17 protein-coding genes are annotated in these 16,859 nt (G+C 55.8%); 11 read left to right on the top strand and 6 right to left on the bottom strand.

Annotated features, from left to right (window positions below):
* Window positions 1–19: 19 nt before the first annotated feature.
* On the bottom strand, window positions 20–718 hold the full coding sequence (locus NWV12_RS05440) for a GNAT family N-acetyltransferase (protein ID WP_048979592.1): 699 nt from the start codon (window positions 716–718) through the stop codon (window positions 20–22).
* A 201-nt stretch (window positions 719–919) separates the two neighbouring features.
* Between NWV12_RS05440 and NWV12_RS05435 the strand changes: the two genes are divergently transcribed.
* From NWV12_RS05435 to NWV12_RS05415, 5 genes are all read left to right on the top strand, one after another.
* Window positions 920–2,488: an ABC transporter substrate-binding protein gene (locus NWV12_RS05435; protein WP_048979593.1), complete on the top strand. Its 1,569-nt coding sequence runs from the start codon at window positions 920–922 to the stop codon at window positions 2,486–2,488.
* A gap of 186 nt (window positions 2,489–2,674) precedes the next feature.
* On the top strand, window positions 2,675–3,688 hold the full coding sequence (locus NWV12_RS05430) for an ABC transporter permease (protein WP_048979595.1): 1,014 nt from the start codon (window positions 2,675–2,677) through the stop codon (window positions 3,686–3,688).
* Window positions 3,688–4,521 (top strand): ABC transporter permease, encoded by an 834-nt coding sequence (locus NWV12_RS05425; protein WP_048979596.1) that lies wholly within the window; start codon window positions 3,688–3,690, stop codon window positions 4,519–4,521. The genes NWV12_RS05430 and NWV12_RS05425 overlap by 1 nt, the downstream gene beginning before the upstream one ends.
* On the top strand, window positions 4,514–5,350 hold the full coding sequence (locus NWV12_RS05420) for an ABC transporter ATP-binding protein (protein ID WP_048979597.1): 837 nt from the start codon (window positions 4,514–4,516) through the stop codon (window positions 5,348–5,350). Before NWV12_RS05425 ends, NWV12_RS05420 begins: the two co-directional genes overlap by 8 nt.
* Window positions 5,337–6,041, top strand: a complete 705-nt coding sequence (locus NWV12_RS05415) for an ABC transporter ATP-binding protein (protein WP_048979598.1) — start codon at window positions 5,337–5,339, stop codon at window positions 6,039–6,041. Before NWV12_RS05420 ends, NWV12_RS05415 begins: the two co-directional genes overlap by 14 nt.
* A 70-nt stretch (window positions 6,042–6,111) precedes the next feature.
* Here NWV12_RS05415 and NWV12_RS05410 read toward each other — a convergent pair whose 3' ends face one another.
* The 4 genes from NWV12_RS05410 to budA form a co-directional block, all read right to left on the bottom strand.
* Entirely contained in the window at window positions 6,112–6,585 is a 474-nt protein-coding gene (locus tag NWV12_RS05410) for a cold-shock protein (protein ID WP_023310683.1), read from the bottom strand.
* Between the two features lie 256 nt (window positions 6,586–6,841).
* Window positions 6,842–7,612 carry a (S)-acetoin forming diacetyl reductase gene (locus tag NWV12_RS05405; protein WP_024906954.1) on the bottom strand — a complete coding sequence of 257 codons (771 nt, stop codon included), beginning with the start codon at window positions 7,610–7,612 and terminating at the stop codon, window positions 6,842–6,844.
* Between the two features lie 20 nt (window positions 7,613–7,632).
* Entirely contained in the window at window positions 7,633–9,354 is a 1,722-nt protein-coding gene (gene alsS, locus NWV12_RS05400) for an acetolactate synthase AlsS (protein ID WP_198922085.1), read from the bottom strand.
* Window positions 9,326–10,105, bottom strand: coding sequence for an acetolactate decarboxylase (gene budA, locus NWV12_RS05395; RefSeq protein ID WP_039264046.1), 780 nt, complete (start codon window positions 10,103–10,105; stop codon window positions 9,326–9,328). Before budA ends, alsS begins: the two co-directional genes overlap by 29 nt.
* A 105-nt stretch (window positions 10,106–10,210) precedes the next feature.
* Here budA and NWV12_RS05390 point away from each other — a divergent pair, with 105 nt between their 5' ends.
* Together NWV12_RS05390 and NWV12_RS05385 are read left to right on the top strand one after the other, a co-directional pair.
* Window positions 10,211–11,092, top strand: coding sequence for a LysR family transcriptional regulator (locus tag NWV12_RS05390; protein ID WP_038417608.1), 882 nt, complete (start codon window positions 10,211–10,213; stop codon window positions 11,090–11,092).
* A 249-nt stretch (window positions 11,093–11,341) separates the two neighbouring features.
* Entirely contained in the window at window positions 11,342–11,608 is a 267-nt protein-coding gene (locus NWV12_RS05385) for a hypothetical protein (RefSeq protein WP_072015502.1), read from the top strand.
* 81 nt (window positions 11,609–11,689) lie between these two features.
* On the opposite strand, the gene gstA is transcribed toward NWV12_RS05385, so the two are convergent.
* Complete coding sequence (gene gstA, locus NWV12_RS05380) at window positions 11,690–12,295, bottom strand: glutathione transferase GstA (protein WP_048979600.1); 606 nt, start codon at window positions 12,293–12,295, stop codon at window positions 11,690–11,692.
* 109 nt (window positions 12,296–12,404) lie between these two features.
* On the opposite strand from gstA, the gene NWV12_RS05375 reads away from it, so the two are divergent.
* The 4 genes from NWV12_RS05375 to NWV12_RS05360 all read left to right on the top strand — a co-directional run bounded on the left by NWV12_RS05375 (window position 12,405) and on the right by NWV12_RS05360 (window position 16,186).
* On the top strand, window positions 12,405–13,289 hold the full coding sequence (locus NWV12_RS05375) for a LysR family transcriptional regulator (protein ID WP_048979602.1): 885 nt from the start codon (window positions 12,405–12,407) through the stop codon (window positions 13,287–13,289).
* A gap of 291 nt (window positions 13,290–13,580) precedes the next feature.
* Complete coding sequence (locus tag NWV12_RS05370) at window positions 13,581–14,036, top strand: hypothetical protein (protein WP_045889072.1); 456 nt, start codon at window positions 13,581–13,583, stop codon at window positions 14,034–14,036.
* Between the two features lie 246 nt (window positions 14,037–14,282).
* Window positions 14,283–15,470: an AAA family ATPase gene (locus tag NWV12_RS05365; RefSeq protein ID WP_048979606.1), complete on the top strand. Its 1,188-nt coding sequence runs from the start codon at window positions 14,283–14,285 to the stop codon at window positions 15,468–15,470.
* The gene (locus tag NWV12_RS05360) at window positions 15,467–16,186 is read left to right on the top strand and encodes an HNH endonuclease (protein WP_075204814.1); all 720 of its coding nucleotides are present in this window, start codon (window positions 15,467–15,469) and stop codon (window positions 16,184–16,186) included. The genes NWV12_RS05365 and NWV12_RS05360 overlap by 4 nt, the downstream gene beginning before the upstream one ends.
* The last annotated feature ends 673 nt before the right edge of the window (window positions 16,187–16,859 follow it).

The following is a 16,859-nucleotide window of genomic DNA, read 5'->3' as shown; positions in this document are numbered from 1 at the left end:
TGTACCCTACATAAAAAACTTATAACCGAAACGCCTCAAGCCGCTTAATCTGCCGCCCTTCTCCGTCAAAATTCTCCGCCGCCAGCCAGGCGCGCAGCTCGGCGTCTCTTTGCGGCCACTCGACGTCAATAATAGAAAGCATATCGCTGTCGCGGTTGCGCCCTTTGCGCACCAGCTTCTGGCGCAGGCGTCCTTCCCAGATAAACCCCAGCCGCTCCGCCGCATTGCGTGACGCAACGTTCATGGAATCGCACTTCCACTCGACGCGCCGGTAGCCGTGCTCAAACGCATTTTTCAGCAGTAGCCACACCGTTTCGGTGCCCATCCGGGTTCCTTTCATCCTGCGCGACCAGGTCACGTGCCCGATCTCCACCGACCCCAGCAGCCGCTCGTTAGCCATATAGCTCACCAGCCCCACCGCGCGTTCGGTGCGTAAATCAATGACGGCAAACGGCACCAGCTCATCGTCCATCACCTTACCCACGATCCAGTGCGCGGTGGCTTCCACGCTCGCTGGCTGCGTGCTGGCAAGCCACGTCCAGTCGCTGTCGTCGCCCAGCGCGTAGGCCTCATAGAGATCGGCCGCGTGGCGATCGGCGTCCAGCGGCTCCAGGCGGCAATACTGGCCGAATAGCGGCGTGCGGGTTAATACGCGCGCGCCTCGCCAGTCGGGAACGATATCGTTAACGGTTTGACCATGTTGATTGATTTCGGGCACGGCGGTGACTCCCTGAAAGGTAAGGAGTTTGTTATAGCAGGTTAAAAAGCGGGCGAAAAGCAGCGTATTTTAATAGCCCGAACGCATGCGATATTCCCGAAAGGCATAAGCAAAGCTGAATTTCGACTTTGCGGAATGTCAGAGTCGCCCTAACGTAGCGGAGCATAAAACAATCACAATATATTCTTCTCAGGGATCGCTATGACGAAAAAACTGTTGCCGTTACTGGTGCTGGCTGCGCTCTCAGGTGCCGTCCACGCCGCTACTCCGCCCAACACGCTGGTTGTTGCCCAGGGGCTGGATGACATCGTGAGCCTCGACCCGGCCGAAGCCAACGAGCTTTCCAGCATCCAGACCGTGCCGAGCCTGTATCAGCGTCTGGTACAGCCGGACCGCGATAACCCGGAAAAAATCACCCCGATTCTGGCAGAAAGCTGGGAAGCGGACGCGGCAGCAAAAACCCTGACGATTAAGCTTAAGCCCGATGCCAAATTCGCCTCCGGCAACCCGCTGCGCCCGGAAGACGTGATTTTCTCGTACACCCGCGCCGTGACGCTGAACAAATCCCCGGCCTTTATCCTCAACGTGCTGGGCTGGGACGCGAGCAACATCGCCAGCCAGCTGAAAAAGGTGGACGACCATACCCTCCAGCTTCACTGGACGGCGGACGTTAGCCCGTCGGTGGCGCTGAATATTCTCTCAACGCCGATTGCCTCCATCGTCGATGAAAAGCAGGTTGCGGCGAACGTGAAGGATAACGACTTCGGTAACGCCTGGCTGAAAATGCACTCGGCGGGCAGCGGCGCGTTCAAAATGCGCGTCTATCAGCCGCATCAGGCTATCGTGCTGGAAGCTAACGAATCGGCGCCCGGCGGCGCGCCGAAGCTCAAAAGCATCATCATTAAAAACGTCCCCGATCCGGCCTCACGCCGCCTGCTGATCCAGCAGGGTGATGCGGACGTGGCGCGCGATCTCGGTGCAGATCAGATAAGCGCCCTGGACGGCAAGCCGGGCGTGAAGGTACTGAGCATTCCGTCCGCCGAGCAAAATTACCTGGTGTTTAACACCGGCAACAGCGCCAACCCGCTGCTGAACAACCCGGCGTTCTGGGAAGCCTCGCGCTGGCTGGTCGATTATGAAGGCATCACCAAAAATCTGCTGAAAGGCCAGTACTTTGTTCATCAGAGCTTCCTGCCGGTCGGCCTGCCGGGCGCGCTGGAAGACAACCCGTTTAAATTTGACCCGGCAAAAGCGAAAGCCATTCTCGCCAAAGCGGGCATTAAAGACGCGCACTTCACGCTGGACGTTGAGAACAAGCCGCCGTTTATCACCATCGCCCAGTCGATACAGGCGAGCTTTGCTCAGGGCGGCGTGAAGGTCGATCTGCTGCCTGCCGCCGGGAGCCAGGTCTATGCCCGCGTGCGCGCAAAGCAGCATCAGGCGGCGATCCGTCTGTGGATCCCGGACTACTTCGACGCGCACTCAAACGCCAGCGCCTTTGCGTGGAACGACGGCAAATCCAGCACCGTGGCCGGGCTTAACGGCTGGAAAATTCCCGAGCTGAACAAAGCCACGCTGGCGGCGGTAGCCGAGCCGGATCCGGCGAAGCGTCTGGATCTCTACAAAAAGATGCAGGAACAGCTGCAGCAGAATTCGCCGTACGTGTTCGTCGATCAGGGGAAAACCCAGATCGTGGTGCGCGATAACGTGAAGGGGTATCAGCAGGGGCTGAACGCGGATATGGTCTGGTACGATCGCGTCACGAAGTAGCCCTTCTCCCTCTCCTTCTCCCTCTCCCGTGGGAGAGGGTTGGGGTGAGGGCAACATCGCGCAACAGAGCCGCCTGTTCCCCCTCACCCCGCCCTCTCCCAGAGGGAGAGGGGGTCGTCCGTGCATATTTTCAGTTTTTGTAGGCCGGGTAAGGCGGAGCCGCCAGCCGGCATGAAGAGATTACCCATGCCACATCTTTCCACCCGCGTTCTCCAGGGGCTGCTGACCCTGCTGCTCACTCTCCTCGGGCTGCTGCTCGTCACGTTTGCGCTCTCGGCGTTTTCACCGGTCGATCGCGTGCTGCAGATCGTGGGCGATCACGCCAGCCAGTCAACCTACGATCAGGTTCGCCACCAGCTTGGGCTGGATCGCCCTCTGCCCGTGCAGTTCTGGCACTACCTGCAAAACCTTGCCCACGGTGATTTAGGCACTGCCAGCGCCACCGGGCAGCCGGTGCTGCAGGATCTGCTGCACGCGTTTCCCGCCACGCTGGAGCTGGCGACTTTGGCGTTAATCATCGGCGCCGTGCTCGGCGTGATTGCCGGGGTGCTGTGCGCCCGCTACGCCGGTTCGCCGCTCGATTTAGCCATCAGAACGCTCACCCTGCTCGGCAACTCGGTACCGATTTTCTGGCTCGGCCTGCTGATGCTGGCCCTGTTCTACGCGAAGCTGCAGTGGAGCGCGGGTCCCGGCAGGCTGGATGATATCTGGCAGTTCACCGTCGAGCCGCGTACCGGCTTTGCGCTGGTGGATACCTGGCTTTCCGGCGATCGCGAGGCGTTCCGCAACGCCCTCAGCCACCTGGTGCTGCCGGTGCTGGTGCTGGCCTATTATTCGCTGGCGAGCATCACGCGCCTGACGCGTTCCGCCTGCCTGAGCGAAATGAACAAAGAGTACATCCTGCTTGCCCGCGCCAAGGGCGCCGGGGAGATGACCATTCTGCTGCGCCACGTGCTGCCAAACATTCGCGGTACCCTGCTGACGGTAATCGCCCTCGCCTACACCAGCATGCTGGAAGGCGCGGTACTGACTGAAACCGTCTTCTCCTGGCCGGGGATCGGGCGCTACCTCACCACCGCCCTGTTCGCCGGAGACACCACCGCCGTCATGGGCGGCACGCTGCTGATTGGCGTCTGCTTTGTGCTGATCAATAACCTTACCGACCTGCTTGTGCGGGCGACCGATCCCAGGGTGCGCTGATGCCGTTTTATCTTTTCTTACGCCGCCTGCGCCGCTCCCCCGCCGCGTTTTGCGGGCTGGCTGCCATCGCGCTGCTGGTGGTTATCGCCCTGTTCGCGCCGTGGCTCGCGCCGCTTGACCCGAACTGGCAGGACGCCGCCGCGCGCCTGCAGGCACCGAATACTCAACACTGGCTGGGCACCGACAGCTACGGGCGGGACCTGCTTTCGCGCCTGATTTACGGCACCCGTCCGGCGCTCGGGCTGGTGGCATTAGTTACCGTAATCACCCTGCCCGCCGGGCTGCTGGTGGGGATTTTGTCCGGCTACTACGGCGGCTGGCTGGAGCGCATCCTGATGCGTTTTACCGACGTGGTAATGTCGATGCCGCGCCTGGTCCTCGCCTTCGCGTTTGTGGCGATGCTTGGCCCGGGGCTGGTCAACGGCGCGCTGGCGCTGGCCTTAACCACCTGGCCCGCCTACGCGCGTCAGGCGCGGAGCGAGATCCAGCGGCTGCGCCACAGCGATTATCTGGCCGCCGCCGAGATGATGGGCATTCGCGGCCCGCGCCTGCTGGTCGGCCATATCCTGCCCCTGTGCCTGCCGTCCGCGATTGTGCGGCTGGCGCTGGATCTGGCGGGGATTATTCTGGCGGCTGCCGGTCTGGGCTTCCTCGGCCTTGGCGCGCGTCCGCCGATGGCCGAATGGGGCGCGATGATCGCTGACGGCATGCAGGTGATTTTCGACCAGTGGTGGATTGCCGCCATTCCGGGCGGCGCGATTCTGTTTGCCAGCCTGGCCTTTAACCTGCTGGGCGATGGCCTGCGCGACGTACTGGAGCCACAGCATGACTGAACACCGCGTCATCGTCGATGCGCTGAATATCGACTACCCCGCCGAGCGCGTGGTCAACAACCTCAGCTTCACGCTGGGCAACGAGCGGCTGGCGCTGGTGGGGGAATCCGGCTCGGGCAAATCAATGTCCGCCCGCGCCCTGATGGGGCTGGTGCGTAAGCCCGGCATCGTGAGCGCGAACCGGCTTAACGTGCTCGGCAACGACCTACTGAGCATGAATAACCGCCGCTGGCAGGCGCTGCGCGGCAACGGGATTGCGATGGTCCTGCAGGACCCGCGCTACGCGCTGAATCCGGCGAAAAACGTCGCCGCTCAGCTCGATGAAGCGCTGACCCTGCACCAGCGCCTGCCCCGCGCCGAGCGCCTGGGGCGCATTCACGACATCATCCGCGCCGTCGGGCTCAACGAACACGTCCTCCAGCGCTACCCCGGCGAGCTCTCCGGGGGCATGGGCCAGCGGGTGATGATCGCCATTGCGCTGATCAACAACCCGCAGGTGCTGATTGCCGACGAACCCACCTCCGCGCTGGACGCCCGCCTGCGCAACCAGATCCTCGAACTGCTGGTGCAGCAGAGCGAAGAACGCCAGATGGCGATGCTGTTAATCAGCCACGATCTGCCGCTGGTGGCGGAGCACTGTGACCGCGTGCTGGTGATGTATCAGGGCGAGAAGGTCGATGAGATGGCGGCAAGCCGACTTCCGCAGGCGACGCATCCGTACACCCGCACCCTGTGGACCTGCCGACCCAATGCGCAAACGTTCGGCCAGATGCTGCCGACGCTGGACCGCACGCAGTCGTGGAAGGAGGCCGATAATGGCGCTCGTTGAGGTTAAGGATCTCCAGGTGAGATTCGGGGAGAAAACGGCGGTGTCCGCCGCCAGCTTTGGCATCGAGAAAGGTGAAACCTTCAGCCTGATCGGCGAATCCGGCTGCGGGAAATCGACTATTCTGCGCGTGCTGGCGGGATTGCAGCGCGAGTGGAACGGCCATATTTCGATCCTGGGAGACGCGCTACGGCCAGGACGGCGTTTTGAAGACGAGCTTCGCCGCAACGTGCAGATGGTGTTTCAGGATCCGTGGGCGTCGCTGCACCCGAACCACACCGTTGCGCGCACCCTGTCGGAGCCGTTAAACATCCACGGCGAAACGCAGATTGCCGAAAAGGTAGCGGATGCGCTGCAGCAGGTGGGGCTTTCCGCCGACGCGGGTAAACGTTATCCGCACCAGCTTTCCGGCGGCCAGCGTCAGCGCGTGGCCATTGCCCGCGCGCTGCTGCTGCGCCCGCAGCTTCTGCTGCTGGACGAGCCGACTTCGGCGCTGGATATGTCCGTGCAGGCGGAAATTTTGAACCTGCTCAACCGCCTGAAGGCCGAGCACGGCATGACCTACCTGCTGGTGAGCCACGACGCGGACGTGATTGCCCATATGTCCGACCGGGCGGCGTTTATGGCGCACGGGGAGATCCAGAAGGTGTTTGACCGTGAGGCGATGTTGCGGGGCGAGCACAGGATGGGGTAAACCGCGTGGCGGCGAGCGCCGCGCGGGTTTTCCAGGCCGGGTAAGGCGTCGCCGCCACCCGGCAAAAAAATCACTTCAGCAGCTTCACCGTGGCGTCGATGTCGATCTCATCTTCGGTGAAGATCAGCGTCGTGTTCTGGAAGGTAGTGATCGCCAGCTTCTTCACCGTGCGCATTTCGCCCGGCTTTTTCTCGGATTTCGGCTTGATGCTGTTCATCAGCAGCCCCACCGACAGCACCGCGTTCTCTTTGTCGATTTTGGTATCAGCCGGCTCTTCTTCGTTAAACACCACGAAGGATTTGATGGAGGAGAGCTTCACGCGCTCGCCGGCAATAAAGAGATGTTTGCTTTCGGGGATCACCTTCACCGCGTAGGCGGAAAGGCCTTTGTTGTTGGTGGTTGGCTCAAAGGTCACCGCGGCATCTTTCTTAATCAGATCGGGGTTCGCGACCTTAATCACATGAAAATAGCGGTTGTCGCCGTTTTCATCTTTGATAAATCCAAAGCCTTTATCTTTAAACCACGTTGTGATTGTACCGTTCATCGCTGTTACCGCCTGTCAGATCGTAATGACTAAAGTTTTGCAGCGCGCAGTGTAATGCACAATGACGGAGGAGACAAAAAAAAGCCCCTGCACGGGTGCAGGGGAAAACTCATGTCAGAGCTTTTACCCTAAATAATTCGAGTTGCATGAAGGCGGCGACGCAGCGAATCCCCGGGAGCGTACATCAGTACGTGACTGGGGTGAGCGAGGAAAGCCAACGCACAGGCAACTTGAAGTATGACGGGTATATTAGTATTTAGTTGAACACCATCCCTCCATCGATTAAGAGCGACTGGCCGGTCATGTAGTCGGAATCCGGGCCTGCCAGGTATGAGACGCAGGCGGCGACATCTTCCGGCTCGGACAGGCGGCCAAGCGTAATGCGTTTGGCAAAGGTTTCGGTCCCGTAGCCGAGCGGTTTACCCGCCGCCTCGGAGACCTGACGGTCGATTTCCGCCCACATCGGCGTTTTGACGATGCCCGGGCAGTAGGCGTTAACGGTGATCCCCAGCGGCGCGAGATCCCGTGCCGCGGTCTGGGTTAAGCCGCGCACCGCGAACTTGCTGGAACTGTAGACCGCCAGTTCCGGGTTGCCGGTGTGTCCCGCCTGGGAGCAGGCGTTGATGATCTTGCCGCCGTGTCCCTCTTTGCGGAAGGCGTCAATCGCGGCCTGGATCCCCCAGATCACCCCTTTCACGTTGATGTTGTAGACCTTGTCGACAATGTCCGGCGTGATGGATTCGATAGGGGTAGACGGCGCAATCCCGGCGTTATTCACGATCACGTTAAAGCCGCCCAGCGCGGTGCGCGCTTTCTCCACCGCCGCAAATACCTGTTCGCGGTCAGAGACATCGACCTTCACGGCGACGGCGTTGCCGCCGTTACGGATGATTTCATCGGCGACGGCTCTTGCCGTCTCAACGTTATAGTCGGCGATGGCGACGGCAAAGCCATCTTTCACCAGGCGAAGCGCGATCGCTTTACCAATCCCCTGGCCTGAGCCTGTTACGAGAGCAACTTTTTGCATTTCTCTGTCCTTATATTGAGTCACAAAATCTGGCTGAGATGGAGCTGGCCCATCAGCAGCGGGTTATCGCTGTAGTCGACGGGAATGGCCACCACGGCCGGGCCATCCACATCCATCGCCGCACGCAGCGTCGGCTCAAGCGCCTCGGCGCTCTCCACGGCAAAGCCTTTCGCGCCGAAGGCGTCGGCATACGCTTTGAAATCGACCGGACCAAACTCGACGCCGGAAAGGCGCTGGTATTTTTTCTCTTCCTGAATCGCCACCATGTTGTAGGCGTTATCCACCCAGATGATGTGCAGCACGTTGGCGTTGAGGCGCACCGCGGTTTCCAGCTCCATGCTCGACTGCAGGAAGCCGCCGTCACCGGAGACTGAAACCACCTTGCGGCCCGGGTTCACCAGCCACGCGCCAATCGCCCACGGCAGCGCGACGCCCATGGTCTGCTGACCGTTGGAAATCATCACCTGACGCGCCCGGAAGCTGTAGAGGTAGCGGGCGATCCAGATGTGGAAGCTGCCCATGTCGACGGTGAGCGTCACGTCGTTATTCACAATGTCCTGCATGGCGCGCACGATGCGCAGCGGATGCAGGGCAAACTGGTTGAGCGAGGCGCCGCGGCGGTCGAGCAGATCGCGCTGATGCTGGCGATCGACCAGAATTTCGGAGGCCCGCTGGCTCAGCTCGAGCTTACGATCGATCCGGTTAGCGAGCAGGTTCAGCGTCTCGGCGATATCCCCCACCAGCTCCAGATCCGGGACGTAGTTTCGCTCTTCATAAGCGGGCAGCACATCGATATGCACCAGCGTCGCGTCGCCGCTGTTCCACATGGACGGCTCGTACTCCACCGGGCTGTAGCCGATGCAGATAATCAGGTCCGCCAGATGCAGCAGCCGGTCGCCCGCCTGGTTATTGAACAGGCCGACGCGTCCGGCGAAGCGGGTGAAGTGTTCCTGGTTTACCGCCCCGGCGGCCTGATAGGTGCTGGTCACCGGAATGCGGCTTTTCTCCAGCAGCTTGCGCAGCGCGGCGCTGTTCGCGGGCTGGCTGGCCATCAGGCCGAGTAAGATAACCGGGTTTTTGGCGTTTTCGATAAGCTTCGCCACGTCGTTAATCGCCGACTCCGGTGCCGGGCCCATCAGCGCCGGGCCGCTGGCGGGTAAAATCGCCCCCGTCGCGGGCTGGTCGACAATATCCTGCGGCAGGCTGACGAACGCGCCCCCCGGTCTGCCGTGCTCGGCGGCGCGAAACGCGTTCGATACCACCTCGGCAATCGCGTCTGGCGAACTGACCTCCACGGCGTATTTAGTGACAGGGCTGAACATGGCGACGGTGTCCATGCTCTGGTGCACCAGCTTGGCTTTATCCGCCCGCTTCACCGCCCCGCCCAACGCTACTACCGGGTCGCCCTCGCTGTTGGCGGTGGCGATGCCGGTGATCAGGTTGGAACAGCCCGGCCCAGAGGTGACCAGCGCCACCCCGGCCTTGCCGGTCAGCCGCCCGACCGCCGCCGCCATAAACGCCGCGTTGGCCTCGTGGCGTACCGGGATGATCTCGATGGAGGAGTCCAGCAGGGAGTCAAAGACCTTGTCGATTTTCGCACCCGGGATCCCGAACACCTGCTTCACGCCCTGCGCTTCCAGCTGGCCGACAACCATATCGGCGCCGTGCGCCCACTGACGTGACTGTTTCTCACTGTTCACGGTAGTTCTCCTGTTAGTTTTCGACGGAACGGATCGCTGCATCAAGATTGCTGGGGTGAAGGTTGGCCTGTAAGAACGCGCTGTCGGCGGGCAGGTCAATCATCAGCTTGTGAATTTCACCGAAGGTGAGCACGCCGTTCTCCAGCTGGTAGTCGAGCAGATGGCCCCCGCCCTGACGGTCGTCGGTGATGAAATGCTCGTGATAACCCGCCACGTTGATGCCCTGCATGTGCTGCGGCGTGCGGAACCCGACCAGCACCCCTTCGCGCTGGTTAAAGCGGAACACCGGCTGGTCGTCCAGCACGTCGGTCATCGCGCGGTACGGCGGCTTCTGGCGCGGTACCGTGCGGGTGTGGGCGTGGCGGAAGTTGCCGTCAATGCGCAGCGCGCAGAACAGGTTGTCGGAGGGGATCTGCTGGTCGATGACGTCGTGGATCTGCTGACGGCTGACCGGCGCATCGAAGGTTTTGCGGTACTGCGGCTGGAACCAGGTCATCACCGCAAACGGCGTTTTCTGCTCCGGCTTCGCGGCCCGGGCGCTGCCGTCGGCGCGCAGCTGGTACACCTGGCTGCTGAAGGCAATCATTTCACCGTCCAGCTCGTTGAAGGTGCCCAGACCAAAATCACCGTGTGCCAGCAGATCGGCGATGGTGGTCTCTCCTTCGTACACGCCGCTTAGCAGGGCGCTCATTAGCGATGTCTGATAGATCACGCTGTCAGGATGCTGGGCGGAGAACCCCCGCAGGGTCTCGCACAGGCTGGCCTCACAGTCGCAGGCAGATGAATGCATCATCGTGCTCGTCCTCTTCAACTTTATTTAGAAAGGTTAAATAAATGTTGACCCGATTCAGCAGAGAGTTCCAATATAGAAACCATGCTGGTTTGAGACGTTTTAGATATGGAACTTCGTTATCTGCGGTATTTTGTCGCGGTTGCACGCGAGCGACACTTCACCAGGGCGGCCGAAGCGCTGGGTATTTCACAGCCTCCTCTGAGTCAGCAGATCAAACGGCTCGAAGAGGAAGTGGGCACGCCGCTGTTCAGACGCCTGACGCGGGGCGTGGAGCTGACCGAGGCGGGAGAAGCCTTCTACGAGGATGCCTGCAAAATTCTGGCGCTGAGCGATGCCGCGCTGGAAAAAGCCCGCGGCATCGCGCGCGGGCTGAACGGCAACCTGTCGATTGGCATCACCAGCTCCGACGCTTTTCATCCCAAAATTTTCGCGCTGATCCGCCAGTTTCAGGTGCAGAACATGGCGGTGCAGGTTCACCAGGTGGAAGCCAATATGTCGTCGCTGACGACGATGCTGGCGGAGGGTGAACTGGATATCGCCTTCGTGCGCCTGCCGTGCGAGAGCAGCAAGGCGTTCGAGTTAAAAATCCTCGACCGGGAGCCGATGGTGGTGGCGCTGCATCGCGATCATCCGCTGGCGGCGTGCGATTCGCTGGCGTTAGAACAGCTTCGGGATACGCCGGTGGTGCTGTTCCCGCAGGAGGTCGCGCCGGGGCTGTACGAACGGGTTCACGGCTGCTGCGAGCGGGCCGGAATTGACGTGCAGCACGCGCTGCAGTCGTCGCAGCTTTCCTCCTCCCTGAGCATGGTTTCCGCAGGCGGCGGGTTCGCGCTGGTGCCGAAATCCATGGCGGCCATTTCACCGCCGAATGTCACCTATCACGCGCTGAGCTCGCCGGAGCTTTATACCGATATCGCGCTCTGCTGGCGGCGCTTTGAACGCTCGCGGACGGTGAAGCGGTTTTTGATGATGATGAGCGAGGGGTGACGGCAATAGAGGGGTTTTGGTTTTTTGTAGACCGGGTAAAGCGCAGCCGCCCCCCGGCAATGTCAGCCTCTGTCGGTTCTTAGAACGGTAAAGGTCATGTTGATGCACGCTTAGGTACTACGTTTTCCTGGTAATTGTCTGCCGCAAACCATCTGTTACTCTGGCTGCACTCAAGGGATGACAAGGAAGAGAGATGCTGAATCCAGGCTGGCAAGATGCCTTGAAATACCCTGAACAATGGAGGTTTTGATGACTACACGAGTTATTGCATTTTTGCTTATACTCGGCGCATTCGCTGTAAATGCTGCCGATGGCGGCAATGGTGGGGATGGCGGAAACGGTTCTGATGGAGGAAACGGTTCGGATGGCACCGTCTCAGCTCCGGGCCGTGCGGGTTGTCCGGGCGGAACAGATCCGGACGCGTCGGGAAAATTTTATCTTCCAGGAACAAAACAGCAATGCAATCCCGGGAAGCAGGATGCCGTGAAAAGCGCCAGGCAATCAGATGCAGAGTGACAGTATGCTAACGCATCCTGGCTCCACATCCTCACTTGCCTCCTGCTTCAGGCATTAATATATGCGCCGGAATACGCAGAACTAGACTTTCGCCTCCGCACGTAATGCGGCCTGCACCGCGGGTCGGGTACTGATTTTTTCCCTGTACGCCAGTAGCGCTGGCCAGTCGTTGAGTTCAATTGAGAAGAACGTGCACCATCCCAGCACGGTGAAAAGATAGGCATCCGCCACGCTGAAAGATGCTCCCGTCAGATAAGCGCTAGTGGAGAGCGTTTCCTGAAGAAAATCGAACCGCCTGAACAGCTTCTCACGAAAAATCGATTTGGCCTCTTCGGGCAGCACGCGGTTGAAAAGAGGTGCCGATCCCGCGTGTATTTCGCTGGTGATAAAGTTTAGCCATTCCTGAAGCCGCACCCGCTCCCAGCCGTCTGCTCGCGGTGCCAGCCCACTTTCTGGCTTGAGGTCTGCCAGGTACTGCAAAATGGCTGGCCCCTCGGTCAGGATTTTCCCGTCATCCAGTTCAAGCGCAGCGACATAACCTTTAGGGTTGATGGTCAGGAAGTCGCGCCCGTCAGCGGTAAGCTTGCTCCTGTTGTCCACTTTAACCAGTTCAAACTCAATCGCCAGTTCGCGAAGCACGATATGGGGTGAGAGTGAACAGGTGTCCGGGGCGTAATAGAGTTTCATGATCTCTCCGTTAAAGCGGCTGTGTGATTTACATACACTGTGCTTAAAGCCATTCTCACTGTAAAATTAATGATTCATAAAATAGCTATTAGCTGAGCTACTGATATCCATGATGAATCTTTTACACTGGCGCTTGCTGGTTGCAGTGGCCGATGCCAGTAATATTTCCCGTGCCGCTGAAGAGGTCGGTATGACGCAGTCGGGCGCCAGCCAGGCGATCGCTCAGTTAGAGGCCTCATTAGGATTTGCGGTATTCACGCGAGAGCGACGCCACATCGGCGTGACTGCCCTGGGCGAGCGGGTTGTCAAAGAAGCAAGGAGTATGCTGGCACGGCTGGATGCCATCCGTGCACTGGCGGATGAGAGCCGGGGGCTGAGCGGCGGACGCATTCGTCTTGCCAGTTTTCCTTCGGTGACATCCACGTTTTTGCCCGGGCTGCTGCGCGACTTTAAGCGCCTGCATCCTGAAATCGAGGTGGTCGTACTGGAAGGGACGGACCAGGAGGTCGAAGAGTGGCTGGCAGCAGATACGGCTGATGTGGGCGTGGTCATGAACCCTGTTCCCGGGCGTGCTGAAGCGATCTTAGGGCAGGATGCATGGGTCGCGGTGCTGCCAGCCAGCCACCGTCAGGCTCTTTATGCACGTACGCGCGGCATCACCCTTGAGGAACTGGCAGACCAGCCCTTCGTGCTCGCAACGGGCGGTTGTGCCGTCAATGGAAAAAGTCTGATGGAACAGGCTGGCTTGCAGCTGTCTGACGTGCGGGTGACCGTCCGCGACTGGATCAGCGCCTGCCTGCTGGTACGCGAAGGCATGGGCGTCGCGCTGATACCTGAATCCGCCCTGCCGGGTGAATTACGCGGCTTGTGCGTCGTGCCCGTGACGCCTTCGCTGTGCCGGGAGTTTGGGCTGGTTTGTTCGCAGGCTGGCAAATCCTCCCGCGCGACGCAGGCGTTATTAGAAGGATTGCTCAAAATGAAAAGGTCTGCGTGAAGGAGTAACCGTGGTTCAAACTGTGCCCGGCGGCGCTGCGCTTGCGCGGGCCTACGGTTCGTGTCGCGGGTTGGTTGGCGGTTTTGCAGACCGGGTAAGCCGTAGCCGCCATCCGGCAGTGCCCTTCTGGAAGCCGCCTCGCAAACTTTCAAGAAATCCTATGTAATTCAGGGTGATCCCTTTCCTTCCCTTTTGCGCCGCCGTAAAGTGCCTGCGTTGCGGCACATCCGTAACCGGGCGTAGGAACCCGTTAGCATAACATGACGTTTTTTTGGACAAAGAGGATGCTAAATGGCGACTACCCCTGGATTTTCTTACGCGCTCTCTGAGGAAAGCGCAGTTCATCACCTCATCAACACTTCAATTTCCGATTCTGCGGATCTCTTCGAACTGGCCGATGCCTGCACTGCGTATGTCAGCGTGCTGGTGGAAACTGACGACGCGGTGACGTTTGCCACGCTCTGTAAGAGATTGCTGGCTGCGCTTAAGCGGCTGCGGGAGTGCTGTGACTCGGAACTTCCGCCGTACCTGGTTGAACAGTTGATTGCGGGTGAAAAGATAACCTCGTGTGTACCGGACTGCTGGCAAGAGACAACGCTACAGGTGGATTATGCCGTAGCGTTAACGCTGGCGGTGATGGGCGGGACGTTGCCTGTGAGCGTGGCGAAAGAACTCACCGGGCTTCTGCATGATATGGTCTGGTTGCTGGCGGAATTTGTAAAGGAGCCTTATATTTCGGCACATTGAGGTGGGTGATAGGTGGCCGGAATCCTGCTGGTTAGAAGCAGGATTTCGGACTTATGCAAAGAACATTTTTTGTTGAATATTCGTTAAGAACCTGAAGCGGCCCTCTATTGCTCTAATTCTAGCAATAGCCGGTTCATCGATTATTACTCTCCATATTACAAACCTTCAACATATCACTAGCCAAAAATTACTTAATAATGCTAACATTTAGTTACAACCCAATAAAAACCACATAAAAGGAAAAGCATGAAGATCAAAGATATTGAAATCATAAATATTGGCGGAATCTCTAATATTTTACTAACTGAAATCAACTCTCAAATTAATATTATATGCGGCGAAAATGGAGTTGGCAAAACAAATATCCTAGATTCAATTGCCTCTTGCTTTAGCGAATATGACAGGAACACAATCAGTAAAAAATCTGGAAGTATTAGTGGAACAATAAAAATCAATGCCATTCAGGATTCAGAACCCTCACCAGTCCATTTCCATGTTAAGATTGACAGCTTTGAACCTAGTGAATATGAAAAATATATACATAACCAAGCCTACCACGAAAACAAACACCTTCTACTTTATTTAAAAACGAACAGAGGAATAAACTATAGAAAAATCGCATCAATCAGTTCTGATCCAGATATTACAAATCGCGCAAGAAATAACGCTTCAGGCATTAGCAATGAAGATATTAAAGAATGGCTACTCAACAGAATTTTACACAGCAAACATAAAAACCACCTATCTAAAACACAACTAAAAAACCTCGAGCTATCAAAAATTTGCTTTAGCATATTAAATCCTTTGTATAAATACAGTCGATTGGATACGAAAAACGAATTATTCGTAGAAACACCGACAGGAGAAATATATTTCGAGTATCTATCATCAGGTTTTAAATCAACCATTTTTATTTTACTTGGTATAATCAAAGAGATCGATTATAGATTTGAGAGCAACAGAATAGCAGCTGTAGATTATGATGGGCTTATTCTAATTGATGAAATTGAACTGCACTTGCATCCAGAATGGCAGGGGCGGATATGTAATATTTTAAAAATTATTTTTCCAAAGGCACAATTTTTCATTACAACTCACAGTCCGCATGTCGTCCAGACAGCCGCCTACGGCGAAGTCATAGCACTTGAAAGAAATAGTGATGGCCTAATTTCTCAAAGACCTCTCCCATCCTCAGAATATGGGTACCAAGGTTGGACAATTGAAGAAATTCTAGACGACATTATGGGAATGCCAGATTTAAGAACGATGAAATATAATGAAACCAAACGTTCATTTGATGATGCCCTTAATCGTGAGGATAAGTTAAAAGCTCAGGAAGCTTATGAAAAATTAGATAAAATGCTACATCCTCAATATCCACTGCGACCAGTTTTTAAAATGCAATTGGATAAAATCCTAGGTGGTGAAAAATGATAAAACTACAAAGGGGTGAAAAACCAGTTTATTTGACAAACGAAAAACAAAAAGAATTAACAGAAGCTTTTAAAAATGATAATAAAAAGCAAGTTTGGAAGCACGAAGAAATCGGAAAGTCGCTATTAGAGAGCAGTTCATATAAATGTGCATATTGTGAATGCAAACTGCAAACTCAAGATTCATATATGCAAGTTGAACATTTTAAAGATAAAGATAGTTACCCTGACGACGTTGTAAATTGGGATAATTTACTTCCTTCATGTTCACGCTGCAATCGTAAAAAATGGACTTTAGATGTTGTTGCCAAGCCAATAATAAATCCATATATTGATAACCCAAAATCACATTTATGTCAACAAGCTTTCAGATTATATAGCAAAGATATAAAAGGGGAAACAACTATAACCGAACTATTTCTTAATGATGATGATCGTGTGGTTTACCCTAGATTTTTAGCTTCAAATGAAATAGGGAAACAGTTGACGGAACTTATTAGTGATACAAACGAGTTAAAAAAAATAAGAAATGGTTTAAACAGATTACTGTTAGCTTGCCAAGCTAATAAAGCTTATTCAGCTTTCATTGCTTATTCTTTACATTCAAATAATGATTATACAATATTAAAACAGTTGTTAATCGATAATAATTTTTGGGATGAGGACCTAATTGAGCTAGATCAAAACTCAGCTAATATAGCACTGGATCCGAGATAAAAATCATTCTACAGAAACTTAATATTCGTTTATACAAACCGGTCTAAATTAAAGTAATTAGCCCGGTTTTTTTTACTCTTCAATATCAATTTCAATAAGCCATATATTTCATCCAAACTTTTTACTTTACTAATAATTAATGCTGTAACTTTCTAAAATCTTCCCTTGCACAAACCGGAGTTAAAATCTAGATACTTGTATATAATTTGGTAAGCATAACTATGACCCTCCCCTCGCTCTGATCAAAAACATCCTGAATATGCTAAGTAAATTAAACAAATATTCCAAACCGGGCCTTACCAACCACTTTAATCTCTCCCGATCACCCAAACTATCCATACTCATTAAACGAGTTCCAATCCCACAGTCATACAGGACCAGCACTTTTCTCGCAGTTTCCACATTGTCAACTCACCACTCACCACTCATCACTCATCACTCATCACTCATCACTCATCACTCATCACTCATCACTCATCACTCATCACTCATCACTCATCACTCATCACTCATCACTCATCACTCATCACTCATCACTCATCATCAATGATGTTTCCAGCCTGGAAACAAAGTGCAAGGACGAACGTAGTCTCAAGAGCACCTTTCGACGCAGCCACCAGCCAATTTCCGAATTAAGCACTCGCGATGGACGATCTTTACCAGGTACTAAAAA

It is taken from the genome of Enterobacter sp. Crenshaw (assembly GCF_024734705.1).
Classification (GTDB): Bacteria; Pseudomonadota; Gammaproteobacteria; order Enterobacterales; family Enterobacteriaceae; genus Enterobacter; species Enterobacter asburiae_B.
The sequence above is the reverse complement of the archived record's forward strand: the minus strand, read 5'-3'. Positions and strand labels throughout refer to the sequence as shown.

Excerpts from the sequence above, each read along its gene's own strand:
- NWV12_RS05435 (WP_048979593.1), top strand. The coding sequence starts at position 920 with ATGACGAAAAAACTGTTGCCGTTACTGGTGCTGGCTGCGCTCTCAGGT.
- NWV12_RS05430 (WP_048979595.1), top strand. The coding sequence starts at position 2,675 with ATGCCACATCTTTCCACCCGCGTTCTCCAGGGGCTGCTGACCCTGCTG.
- NWV12_RS05425 (WP_048979596.1), top strand. The coding sequence starts at position 3,688 with ATGCCGTTTTATCTTTTCTTACGCCGCCTGCGCCGCTCCCCCGCCGCG.
- NWV12_RS05420 (WP_048979597.1), top strand. The coding sequence starts at position 4,514 with ATGACTGAACACCGCGTCATCGTCGATGCGCTGAATATCGACTACCCC.
- NWV12_RS05415 (WP_048979598.1), top strand. The coding sequence starts at position 5,337 with ATGGCGCTCGTTGAGGTTAAGGATCTCCAGGTGAGATTCGGGGAGAAA.
- NWV12_RS05410 (WP_023310683.1), bottom strand. The coding sequence starts at position 6,585 with ATGAACGGTACAATCACAACGTGGTTTAAAGATAAAGGCTTTGGATTT.
- NWV12_RS05405 (WP_024906954.1), bottom strand. The coding sequence starts at position 7,612 with ATGCAAAAAGTTGCTCTCGTAACAGGCTCAGGCCAGGGGATTGGTAAA.
- alsS (WP_198922085.1), bottom strand. The coding sequence starts at position 9,354 with ATGCAGCGATCCGTTCCGTCGAAAACTAACAGGAGAACTACCGTGAAC.
- budA (WP_039264046.1), bottom strand. The coding sequence starts at position 10,105 with ATGATGCATTCATCTGCCTGCGACTGTGAGGCCAGCCTGTGCGAGACC.
- NWV12_RS05390 (WP_038417608.1), top strand. The coding sequence starts at position 10,211 with ATGGAACTTCGTTATCTGCGGTATTTTGTCGCGGTTGCACGCGAGCGA.
- NWV12_RS05385 (WP_072015502.1), top strand. The coding sequence starts at position 11,342 with ATGACTACACGAGTTATTGCATTTTTGCTTATACTCGGCGCATTCGCT.
- gstA (WP_048979600.1), bottom strand. The coding sequence starts at position 12,295 with ATGAAACTCTATTACGCCCCGGACACCTGTTCACTCTCACCCCATATC.
- NWV12_RS05375 (WP_048979602.1), top strand. The coding sequence starts at position 12,405 with ATGATGAATCTTTTACACTGGCGCTTGCTGGTTGCAGTGGCCGATGCC.
- NWV12_RS05370 (WP_045889072.1), top strand. The coding sequence starts at position 13,581 with ATGGCGACTACCCCTGGATTTTCTTACGCGCTCTCTGAGGAAAGCGCA.
- NWV12_RS05365 (WP_048979606.1), top strand. The coding sequence starts at position 14,283 with ATGAAGATCAAAGATATTGAAATCATAAATATTGGCGGAATCTCTAAT.
- NWV12_RS05360 (WP_075204814.1), top strand. The coding sequence starts at position 15,467 with ATGATAAAACTACAAAGGGGTGAAAAACCAGTTTATTTGACAAACGAA.